Below are 10,140 nucleotides of genomic sequence, written 5' to 3'. Positions count from 1 at the left end.
CCAGGTGCAGCACGCCCACGCCGATCCGCAGCCGGCCCTCGCCGTCGCGCCGGAGCATGCCGTGCCCGGTCAGCGCGCCGACCAGCCGGTAGACCGCCGCGCGCCCGATGCCGAGCCGCTGCGCCGCCTCGGTGACGGTCAGCCCGCCCGGGGCGTCCGCGACGAGGTGCAGCAGGCGCAGCCCGCGGTCCAGGGTCTGCGCCGTCTCTCCCGGGCGTGCCGCCGTGTCCACAGCACGCAGCGTACGACCCGGCTCCGCCCAACCGGGAAATGTGCGGACGGCTACCCTTGTGAGGTGACGCTACGCCTGTATGACACCGCCACCCGATCGGTGCGGGACTTCGTCCCGCGGGAAGCCGGCAAGGTGGGGGTCTACCTGTGTGGTCTCACGCTCCAGGCCCCGCCGCACATCGGTCACCTTCGCTCCGGCGTCAACTACGACGTGCTGCGCCGCTGGCTGGTCGCCGGCGGGTTCGAGGTCACGTTCATCCGCAACGTGACCGACATCGACGACAAGATCCTGGTCAAGGCGATGGAGCAGGATCGACCGTTCTGGTCGATCGCGTACGCGAACGAGCAGCTCCTCGCCGCGTCGTACCGGGCGCTGAACGTGCTCCCGCCGACCTACGAGCCGCGGGCCACCGGCCACGTGCCGGAGATGCAGGAGCTGATCGCCCGGTTGATCGAGACCGGTCACGCCTACCCGGCCACGGACGGCTCCGGCGACGTCTACTTCGACGTGGCCTCCTGGCCGGCGTACGGGTCGCTGTCCGGCCAGTCGCCGGCCGACATGCAGTCCGCCGGGGACGCCCCGGACCGGGGCAAGCGGGATCCGCGCGACTTCGCGCTCTGGAAGGGCGCCAAGCCGGACGAGCCGGCCGACGCCTACTGGCCCTCGCCGTGGGGTCGCGGCCGGCCCGGCTGGCACATCGAGTGCTCGGCCATGTGCTGGCGCTACCTGGGCGCGGAGTTCGACATCCACGGCGGCGGCCTCGACCTGACGTTCCCGCACCACGAGAACGAGATCGCCCAGTCGCAGGCCGCCGACCTGCCGTTCGCCCGCTACTGGGTGCACCACGGGCTGCTCGGCATCGGCGGCACCAAGATGGGCAAGTCGCTGGGAAACACGCTCGACCTCGACTACGTGGCCTCGCTCGGGGTGCGCCCGGTCGAGCTGCGCTACTACTACGTCGCCGCGCACTACCGCTCCCGCATCGACTACTCGGAGGACGCGCTGCGCGAGGCCGCGGTCGCGTACCGCCGGGTCGAGGGCTTCGTGCAGCGGGCGGTCGAACGGGTCGGCGCGGGCCGGCCCGGCGACCTGCCGGCGGGGTTCGCGGCGGCGATGGACGACGACCTGAACACCTCGGCGGCGCTCGCGGTGCTGCACGAGGTGGTCCGGGACGGCAACACGGCACTGACCGCCGGCGACGATGTGACCGTCCGCACGACGCTCGCCGCCGTGCGGGCGATGCTGGATATCCTCGGCGTCGACCCCCTGGACCCGGCCTGGACCGGCGGCGGGCGCACGGACGACCTGCGCGGCGTGGTGGACTCCCTGATCGCGCTCGCCCTGGAGCAGCGCGCCCAGGCCCGCAGCCGCAAGGACTGGACCGCCGCCGACGCGGTACGCGACCAGCTCAAGCAGGCCGGCGTGGTCGTCGAGGACACCCCCCAGGGCCCGCGTTGGACTATTGGAGAGCAGGACTGATGGCCGGCAACTCGCAGCGCCGTGGCCGGCGACTGACGTCGAAGTCGGGCGCCCCCAAGGGCACCGGTGGCAAGAACAAGGACTCCCTCGCCGGGCGGGGCCGCACCCTGCCGGCGGACGAACGGCCCTGGCACAAGGCCTACTCGGGCACCGAGAAGCTGCCCCAGCGCACCGCGTGGAAGCAGGACAAGGAGCGCCGCGCCGCCGCCGAGGAGGGGCGCGCGCCCAAGATCGGTAACCCGGGCACCAAGGACACCACCTGGGGCAAGGGCACCCGGGCCGGCGTGCCGCTGAAGGGCGGCAAGGGCAAGTCCGGCGGCCGCGGCGGCCCGCGGGTGGCGCCCGGGCGCAAGGCCAACCCGGCGAAGGACAGCCCCGAGCTGCTGGTCGGGCGGAACCCGGTGCTGGAGTCGCTGCGCACCCAGGTGCCGGCGACCGCGCTCTACACCGCGCAGGGCATCGACGTGGACGACCGGGTCAAGGAGATCGTCCGCACCGCCGCCGACCGGGGCATCGCGATCCTGGAGGTCAGCCGCGCCGAGCTGGACCGGATGACCGGCGGGGTGCTGCACCAGGGCGTCGGCCTCCAGGTGCCGCCGTTCGCCTACGAGCCCTTCGACGACCTGGTCACCGCCGCGCTGGAGCAGGCCGCCCCGCTGCTGGTCGCGCTGGACGGGGTCACCGACCCACGTAACCTCGGCGCGGTCATCCGGTCGGCCGCCGCGTTCGGCGCGCAGGGTGTGTTCGTACCCGAGCGGCGTGCCGCCGGGATCACCGCGACCGCCTGGCGGACCAGCGCCGGCGCGGCCGCGCGCGTGCCGGTCGCCCAGGTCACCAACCTGACCCGGTCGCTCAAGGCGTGCAAGGAGGCCGGCTTCGTCGTGGTCGGCCTCGACGCCGACGGGCAGACCGACCTGTACGACCTGGAGGCCGCCGTCGGCCCGCTGGTCGTGGTGGTCGGCTCGGAGGGGCGCGGGCTGTCCCGCCTGGTCGGCGAGACCTGCGACCTCACCGTCAGCATCCCGATGGTCTCGGACGTGGAGTCGCTCAACGCCAGCGTCGCCGCCGCGGTCACGCTGGCCGAGGTCGCCCGCCGTCGGTCCGTCGAGGCCTGATCTCAGGTACGACGAAAGGGGCGGCCCGCCACGGCGGACCGCCCCTTTCCTGTCGCTCGCGTCAGATCCGCTGGCCGGTGGCGGCGTGGAAGACGTGGCTACGGCCGGTACGCGGCTTGACGAACACGGTGTCGCCCATGTTCGGCATGCTGCGCCGGTCGGTGCGGACCACGAACCGCTCGTTGTGGCCCTCCAGCGCGGCGTGGCCGTAGACGTTGGCGTCGGAGCCCAGGTCCTCGACCAGCTCGACCACGACCGGCATGCCGCCCTCGGACGGGCTGACCAGGTCGCAGTCCTCCGGGCGGAAGCCGACGGTCACCTTGCCGTCGCCACCCTCGGCGCCGGCCGCCTGGACCTGCTCGCGGGTCAGCGGGACGATCATCTCGGCGAACGCGCCACCCTGCTCGGTCAGCTTCACCGTCTTGATGTTCATGGCCGGGGAGCCCATGAAGCCGGCGACGAAGACGTTGGACGGGGTGTCGTAGAGCGCCCGCGGGGTGTCCACCTGCTGGAGCACGCCGTCCAGCATGACCGCCACCCGGTGACCCATGGTCATGGCCTCGACCTGGTCGTGGGTGACGTAGACCGTGGTGACGCCGAGCTTCGCCTGGAGCGAGGCGATCTGCGTACGGGTCTGGACACGCAGCTTCGCGTCGAGGTTCGACAGCGGCTCGTCCATGAGGAAGACCTGCGGCTCGCGGACGATCGCGCGGCCCATGGCGACACGCTGGCGCTGACCGCCGGAGAGCGCCTTCGGCTTGCGGCTGAGGAACTCCTCCAGCTGGAGCAGCCCGGCCGCCTCCTTGACCCGCCGGTCGATCTCCGACTTCGAGGTCTTGCGCAGCTTGAGGGCGAACGCCATGTTCTCGTACACCGTCATGTGCGGGTAGAGGGCGTAGTTCTGGAAGACCATCGCGATGTCGCGGGCCTTCGGCGGGAGGTGGGTGACGTCCCGGTCGTCGATGTAGATCGCGCCGTCGTCGACGTCCTCCAGGCCGGCGAGCATCCGCAGGCTGGTGGACTTGCCGCAGCCGGACGGGCCGACCAGGACGAGGAACTCCCCGTCACCGATCTGGAGGTCGAGCTGGTTGACGGCGGGGCGCTCGGTGCCCGGATAGATCCGGGACGCCTTCGCGTAGGTGACCGTAGCCATGATGGAGCGCTTCCTTTCACCGGCAGGAACGTGCCGGACGATCCGAGTGAAGGAGCGACCGGCGCCCAAGGCACCGGCCAACGGGGTCGTCGCTCAGGGCAGCCGAGGCCGGCCGGAGTGTCGTCCGTGTCACTGCACCGTAAACGGCTTTCGCGGCCGTGCCAAGACGAGGAGCAGCGGGTGGGACGGAAGGCATACACATTTCGGTCACCCGGGCACGGCGAGGCATCAATCTCCCCGCCGGGAGCGCGTCAGACCGACGATCCGTCGGCGCCGCCGGTCGGGAAATTGACGTTTTCCGTGCTCGGGAGCCCTGCCAGGCGGGATTTCCGGAGGCCACTCGCTATGCTGAGCCCGTCACACGCGCCCCTGTAGCTCAGCTGGCCAGAGCACTCGCCTTGTAAGCGAGATGTCGCCGGTTCGATCCCGGCCGGGGGCTCCAGTTCCATCAGGCGACCCGGGCCGACTCACGCGTCGGGCCGCCGGTGGCGTCCTCCTCCGGCAGGCGTCCCGCACGCCGGTGCCGGAGCCGGAACGTGAGCGCGAAGAGCAGCGACACCGCGACAGCTGTGAGCCCGAACGCGGCGGCCATGGTCGCCGTGCGTGTCCCGCCCCAGACCGCCCCGGCGGCGCCGGCCCCGCCGACGCACGCGGCCCCGACTATCGCGCGCCAGGTCAGCACCAGTGGCACGACGCCCGACGTCCGACCGACCGCGGCGCAGACGATCAGGACGGCCACGCCGGCGACGGTGGGCCACATCGTCCAGCCGGCATCGGTGGAGCCGTCGTCGACGGCGAGCCAGCGCAGGAACAGCACGCACCAGGGCGGGTACACCGCGAGGAGCACCAGGGCCGCCGCGCCCCGGCGGCGGATCCGCCGGTCCAGTCCGGCGCTGTGCCGCGCCGGCGCGTTGCTCGGGTCGACGGTGAGCGCCCGCCGGTAGAGCTCGCGGAACCGGGCCACGTCGCGGTCCACGGTGAGCACGTTGACGGCGAGCAGGTTCAGCCCTTCGGGATCGTCCGGGGCGAGGTCGACCGCGCGTCGCGCGTCGGCGTAGGACTCCCGGTGCCGGCCGAGCAGGTGCCGGGCCAGCCCTCGGTACCGCCAGGCCACGGTGTCGCCGGGGTCGGCGTCGATCGCGCGACCGGCCGCGTCGATCGCGGCGTGCTGGTCACCCAGCCCGATGAGCGCGCCGGCCAGTCGACGCCACGCGAGGCTGTCGTCGGGGTGGGTCCGCAGGTGCGCGCGCAACAGCGCGACCGCGGGCCGGAACTCCTGGGCGAGGACCAGGTCACGGGCGCGCGCCACGGCGTCCTCGACCGGGGCGGGCGGCGGTTCCACGTGGCTGCTCCTCGGCGGGATGATCAGCGGGCACCGAAGTATCACCCGACGGGTCGGCGGCCGAGGGCCCACCCGGTCCGGGCCGGCGCGGGGGTCCGCGCCGGCCCCGGGGATCAGCCCCAGTTCTGGGGGGCCGGCTGCCGGGTGGTGGCGTTGATCCGGTTGAAGAAGTTGGTGGTGGCGATCCAGAGCACCAACGCCGCCAGTTCCTTCTCCCCGAAGTGCCGGGCCGCCTCGTGCCACACCGCGTCCGGCACCGCGTCGGCCCGGTCGGCGAGGCGGGTGGCGTGCTCGGCCAGGTCGAGCGCGGCCCGCTCGGCGTCGGTGAAGTAGGGCGTCTCCCGCCACGCCGCCACCGCGAACAGCCGCTCCTCGGTCTCGCCGTTCTTGCGGGCGCCGCGTGCCCCGGAGTCGACACACGCGCTGCACCCGTTGATCTGGCTGGCGCGCAGGTGGACGAGTTCCAGCGTGGTGCCGGGTACGCCGGCCGAGTGCGCGGCCCGGTAGAGCAGGTTGACCGCCTTCACGCTGTCCGGGAGCAGCGCGGCCGGGTTCTGCATACGGGCTTCGAGGCTCATGGTGGTCCGTCCTGTCCTTGTAGGCTGGGCGGCGTCCGTTCGCCGCCCTCGTCCGTCTGTCGAGATCCGGGCCGGCGATGTGACGGATGTGACGGCGATCACGCGGCGGTGAAGGGCGGGGGGTCGTGACCGACGCGAACCTGGTGGCCCGGCGCTTCGAGGAGCAGCGGCCCCGCCTGCGGGCGGTGGCCCACCGGATGCTCGGCTCCGCGGCCGAGGCGGACGACGCCGTGCAGGACGCCTGGCTGCGGCTGAACCGGGCCGACGTGGCCGCGATCGACAACCTGCCGGGTTGGCTGACCACGACTGTCGGGCGGGTCTGCCTGGACCGGCTGCGGTCGGCGGGGCATCGGCACGAGGAGACCGTGGACGAGGTGGGCGAGGAGCCCTCGACCGTGCCGGAGCCGGAGCAGGAGGCGCTGCTCGCCGAGCGGGTCGGGCACGCGCTCGAAATCGTGCTGACCACGCTCGGCCCCACCGAGCGGCTGGTGTTCGTGCTGCACGACATGTTCGCCGTCTCCTTCGAGGAGATCGCGCCGGTGGTCGACCGCAGCGCCCCGGCGGTCCGGCAGATCGCCGGCCGGGCCCGCCGTCGGGTGCAGCGCGGCTCGGCCGACCCGGTGACCGACCCGGCCCGGCACCGTCGGATCGTCGAGGCGTTCCTCGCCGCGTCCCGGGACGGGCGCTTCGACGACCTGGTCACCCTGCTCGACCCGCACGTGGTGCTGCGGGAGGACGAGGCCGCCGTGCGGATGGGTGGCAGCGCCGAGGTCCGGGGCTCGTCGGCGGTGGCCGGCTTCTTCAACGGTCGGGCGCAGGCGGCGGTGCCCGCCTGGGTCGACGGGGCGGCCGGCGCGGTGGTGGTGCTCGACGGCCGGATCCGACTCGCGCTCAGCTTCACCGTCACCGACCGGATCATCGGCATCGAGGTGGTGGCCGACCCGGACCAGCTCGCCGACCTCGACCTGGTGGTCGCCGGATGAGTCGGGCGACCGAGGAGTCCAACCGGGCCATGCTGCGGGCCCGGGACGCGATGGACCGGGCGTACGCGCAGCCGCTGGACATTCCCGCGCTGGCCCGGATCGCGCACGTCTCCGAGTCGCACTTCATCCGGACGTTCCGGGCCACCTTCGGCGAGACGCCGCACCGCTACCTGCAACGGCGTCGGGTCGAGCGGGCCATGTCCCTGCTGCGGGAGACCGACCGGGACGTCACCGACATCTGCCTCGCGGTCGGCTTCACCAGCCTCGGCACGTTCAGCCGGACGTTCCGCGACGTCGTCGGGGAGTCGCCCCGCGAATTCCGGCGGCGCCGGTCCGCCGCCGCCAACGTGCCGAGCTGTTTCGCCAAATCCTGGACCAGACCCAGCAGTTTTGGATAAGCAGCAGGTCAGGGCGTTGCTCTAGCGTCGACGGCATGACGATGACTTCGATTTCCCGCTCGCAGATCTACGTGCTCGACCAGGACGAGGCGCTCGACTTCTACGTCGGCAAGCTGGGCATGGAGGTGAACACCGACCAGGACCTCGGCTTCATGCGCTGGCTCACCGTGAACGTGCCGGGGGACGCCGAGCGGGAGATCCTGCTGGAGAAGCCCGGCCCGCCGGCGCTGGACCCGAAGACCGCCGAGCAGGTCCGCGAGCTGCTCACCAAGGGCGCCGCCGGCGGCTTCCTGTTCCTGACCACTGACGACGCGCACAAGACGTACGCGGACCTGGTGGCCAAGGGGGTCGAGGTGACCGACGAGCCGACCGACCGGCCGTACGGGATCGACTTCGGCATCCGGGACCCGTTCGGCAACCGGATCCGGATCGGCCAGATGCACCCGCGGGAGCAGTGGGCGAACGGCTGACCAGGAGGGCTGCGGGATCGGGAGCGGCCGGCTAGGGTCGGGCACTCCCGATCGTGGAGGTGACCGATGGCGAGCCGCCTGTTGTTCCTGGCCCGGCACGGCGAGCAGGAGGAGACCGCTACGGAGGCCCCGGAGGTCGGTCTCTCGGCCCGGGGCCGGCGGCAGGCGACGCTGCTCGGCGAGCGGCTGCGGAGCGCCCGGCTCGACGCCGTGCACCACGGGCCGCTGGCCCGGGCCGCGGAGACGGCCGCGCTTGTCGCGAAGGAGCTGCCGGGTGTCCCGGTCCACGAGGACGAGCGGGCCGGCGACCACATGCCGCACGACACCGACCCGACCGGTCTGCCGGCGCGGTACGCCGCGTTCCTCGCCGAGTTCACCGAGGCGGAACGGCGGGACGGGCCGCGCGTGACGGCGGAGGCGGTGGCCCGGTTCGCCACCGCTCCCGCCGAGGGCGACGTCCGGGAGCTGGTGGTCACCCACAACTTCCTGGTCGCCTGGCTGGTCCGGCACGCGCTGGAGGCGCCGGAGCGCCGCTGGATCGGGCTCAACCACGCCAACTGCGCGCTGACCGTGATCCGCTACAGCGACGCCGGCCCGCCGACGGTGGTCGCGCTGAACGACGCCGCCCACCTGCCGCCCGACCTGCGCGCCACCGGCTTCCCCGACGACTACCGCTTCTGACCCGCCGAACCACGCCCGCCTCGCGGAACGACGCGCGAGGGCGGGCGCGGTGCGTGACGGGTCAGCCGCGGAGCTTGACCACGGCTTCGGCGAGCGCGCGGGCCGACTGCGGGTTCTGGCCGGTGACCAGGCGACCGTCGACCACCACGTGCTCGGTGAAGTTGGGCGCCGGGACATGCTGCGCGCCGGCCTCGGTGAGCTTGTCGGCGAGCAGGAACGGCACCTCGTCGGTGAGGCCGACGGCCGCCTCCTCGTCGTTGGTGAAGCCGGCCACCCGCTTGCCGGCGATCAGCCGCGAGCCGTCGGAGAGCGTGAGGTTCACCAGCGCGGACGGGCCGTGGCAGACGGCGGCCACCACGCCGCCGCGCTCGTAGATCGCGCGGGCGATCCGGGCCAGGTCCGGGTCGTCGGGGAAGTCCCACATGGTGCCGTGGCCGCCGGCGAAGACGATCACGTCGTAGCCGTCCGGGTCGACGTCCGCGGCCTTCGGGGTGTCGGTCACGCCGGCGGTGGCGAGGAAGTCGTTCTGGGTCCGGTCGGTGTCGTCCCGGCCGTCGACCGGGGGCTCGCCGCCGGCCACGGACACCAGGTCGACGTCGTACCCGGCGGCCCGGAAGACCTCCCACGGCTCGGCGGCCTCGCCGACGTAGTAGCCGGTGGTGCGACCGGTGCGGCCGAGTTCGGAGTGGCTGGTCAGGGCGATGAGTGCACGAGTCATGTGCTCCATGCTGGCGCGCTGATCGATAGCTGACCAATAGGTGAGAGTCACGTCGGCGATAGGTTTACTGATGTGAAGGTGTCCCTGGACCTGCTCCGTAGCTTCCTCGCCGTGCACCGGGCCGGGTCGGTCACCGGCGCGGCCGAACTGCTGGGTGTGGCGCAGCCCACGGTGACCGCGCAACTGCGCGCGCTGGAGGAGGCGGTCGGCCGGCCGCTCTTCGACCGGCTGCCGCGGGGCGTCACCCCGACCGCCGCCGGCGACGAGCTGGCCCGCCGGGTGGCCGAGCCGCTGGACCGGCTGGCGGCCGTGCTGACCGACGAGCCGGGTGCCACGTACGCCCGGACGGTCTTCCTGGGTGGGCCGGCCGAGCTGCTCGCGGAGCGGGTGCTGCCGGCGCTGGGCGGGCTGGTGGCCGAGGGGCTGGAGCTGCGGGTCACGGCCGGGCTGCCGGAGCGGTTGCTGGACGACCTGGTGGCCGGCCGGCTCGACCTGGCGGTGACCAGCGTGCGGCCGCGTCGGCGGGGCGTGGTCGTGGAGCCGCTCTACGACGAGGAGTTCGTGCTGGTGGCGGCGCCGTCCTGGGCCGACCGGCTGCCCGACCCGGTGACCCCGGCGGCGCTGCGGGACGTGCCGCTCGTCGCCTACGGGGAGGAGGCGCCGATCCTGCGCCGGTACTGGCGGACCGTCTTCGACATCCGGCTCACCCGAGCGCCGAGCCTGGTGGTGGCGGACCTGCGGGCGGTCCGGGCGGCGGTGGTGGCCGGCGCCGGGGCGAGCGTGCTGCCCGCGTACCTCTGCCGGGGTGAGCTGGCCTCCGGCGCGGTGCGGGCGCTGCTCGCGCCGGCGGTGCCCCCGCTCAACACGCTCTTCCTCGCGGCACGGCCGGGGGGAGCAGTGCCGCCGCCTTCTCGTACGCACCCCTGCGGCCGACCGGTCCCGACCAGACGGAGTACCGCCTGGTCACCGACGAGGGTGTGGACGTCGTCAA

General features: G+C 73.3%; 11 protein-coding genes, 1 tRNA gene and 1 pseudogene. 8 read left to right on the top strand and 5 right to left on the bottom strand.

Annotated elements, in window-relative coordinates:
• Window positions 1–232, bottom strand: a 232-nt coding sequence (locus HUW36_RS17070) for a helix-turn-helix domain-containing protein (RefSeq protein WP_174529083.1), incomplete at its 3' end; no start/stop codon positions are given.
• A 63-nt stretch (window positions 233–295) separates the two neighbouring features.
• Here HUW36_RS17070 and cysS point away from each other — a divergent pair.
• Both cysS and rlmB read left to right on the top strand, forming a co-directional pair.
• Window positions 296–1,711: a cysteine--tRNA ligase gene (gene cysS, locus HUW36_RS17065; protein ID WP_174529082.1), complete on the top strand. Its 1,416-nt coding sequence runs from the start codon at window positions 296–298 to the stop codon at window positions 1,709–1,711.
• The gene (rlmB, locus tag HUW36_RS17060) at window positions 1,711–2,826 is read left to right on the top strand and encodes a 23S rRNA (guanosine(2251)-2'-O)-methyltransferase RlmB (RefSeq protein WP_174529081.1); all 1,116 of its coding nucleotides are present in this window, start codon (window positions 1,711–1,713) and stop codon (window positions 2,824–2,826) included. The genes cysS and rlmB overlap by 1 nt, the downstream gene beginning before the upstream one ends.
• Window positions 2,827–2,887: 61 nt before the next feature.
• On the opposite strand, the gene HUW36_RS17055 is transcribed toward rlmB, so the two are convergent.
• Window positions 2,888–3,979 carry an ABC transporter ATP-binding protein gene (locus HUW36_RS17055; RefSeq protein WP_047891140.1) on the bottom strand — a complete coding sequence of 364 codons (1,092 nt, stop codon included), beginning with the start codon at window positions 3,977–3,979 and terminating at the stop codon, window positions 2,888–2,890.
• 365 nt (window positions 3,980–4,344) lie between these two features.
• On the opposite strand from HUW36_RS17055, the gene HUW36_RS17050 reads away from it, so the two are divergent.
• Window positions 4,345–4,421: transfer RNA gene (locus tag HUW36_RS17050), tRNA-Thr, on the top strand.
• A gap of 6 nt (window positions 4,422–4,427) precedes the next feature.
• Here HUW36_RS17050 and HUW36_RS17045 read toward each other — a convergent pair.
• Together HUW36_RS17045 and HUW36_RS17040 are read right to left on the bottom strand one after the other, a co-directional pair.
• Window positions 4,428–5,321, bottom strand: coding sequence for a tetratricopeptide repeat protein (locus HUW36_RS17045; protein WP_174529080.1), 894 nt, complete (start codon window positions 5,319–5,321; stop codon window positions 4,428–4,430).
• A 113-nt stretch (window positions 5,322–5,434) separates the two neighbouring features.
• Entirely contained in the window at window positions 5,435–5,899 is a 465-nt protein-coding gene (locus HUW36_RS17040; RefSeq protein WP_217428827.1) for a carboxymuconolactone decarboxylase family protein, read from the bottom strand.
• Between the two features lie 125 nt (window positions 5,900–6,024).
• On the opposite strand from HUW36_RS17040, the gene HUW36_RS17035 reads away from it, so the two are divergent.
• The 4 genes from HUW36_RS17035 (at window position 6,025) to HUW36_RS17020 (ending at window position 8,431) form a co-directional block, all read left to right on the top strand.
• Complete coding sequence (locus tag HUW36_RS17035; RefSeq protein ID WP_174529079.1) at window positions 6,025–6,882, top strand: sigma-70 family RNA polymerase sigma factor; 858 nt, start codon at window positions 6,025–6,027, stop codon at window positions 6,880–6,882.
• Window positions 6,879–7,280 (top strand): helix-turn-helix domain-containing protein, encoded by a 402-nt coding sequence (locus tag HUW36_RS17030; protein WP_174529078.1) that lies wholly within the window; start codon window positions 6,879–6,881, stop codon window positions 7,278–7,280. Before HUW36_RS17035 ends, HUW36_RS17030 begins: the two co-directional genes overlap by 4 nt.
• Before the next feature lie 35 nt (window positions 7,281–7,315).
• Window positions 7,316–7,750 carry a VOC family protein gene (locus tag HUW36_RS17025; protein ID WP_091568982.1) on the top strand — a complete coding sequence of 145 codons (435 nt, stop codon included), beginning with the start codon at window positions 7,316–7,318 and terminating at the stop codon, window positions 7,748–7,750.
• A gap of 66 nt (window positions 7,751–7,816) precedes the next feature.
• A complete protein-coding gene (locus HUW36_RS17020) occupies window positions 7,817–8,431 on the top strand; it encodes a histidine phosphatase family protein (protein ID WP_174529077.1) in 615 nt (204 codons plus the stop codon).
• A gap of 61 nt (window positions 8,432–8,492) precedes the next feature.
• Here HUW36_RS17020 and HUW36_RS17015 read toward each other — a convergent pair whose 3' ends face one another.
• Entirely contained in the window at window positions 8,493–9,149 is a 657-nt protein-coding gene (locus tag HUW36_RS17015) for a type 1 glutamine amidotransferase domain-containing protein (RefSeq protein ID WP_246248197.1), read from the bottom strand.
• A gap of 72 nt (window positions 9,150–9,221) precedes the next feature.
• Here HUW36_RS17015 and HUW36_RS17010 point away from each other — a divergent pair.
• Window positions 9,222–9,998: pseudogene (locus tag HUW36_RS17010) on the top strand (LysR family transcriptional regulator); the annotation flags it as partial.
• Window positions 9,999–10,140 lie beyond the last annotated feature (142 nt).

Origin of the sequence: Micromonospora maritima (assembly GCF_902825405.1) — a bacterium.
GTDB classification, from domain to species: domain Bacteria; phylum Actinomycetota; class Actinomycetes; order Mycobacteriales; family Micromonosporaceae; genus Micromonospora; species Micromonospora maritima.
This window is presented reverse-complemented; position numbering and strand designations above follow the sequence as displayed.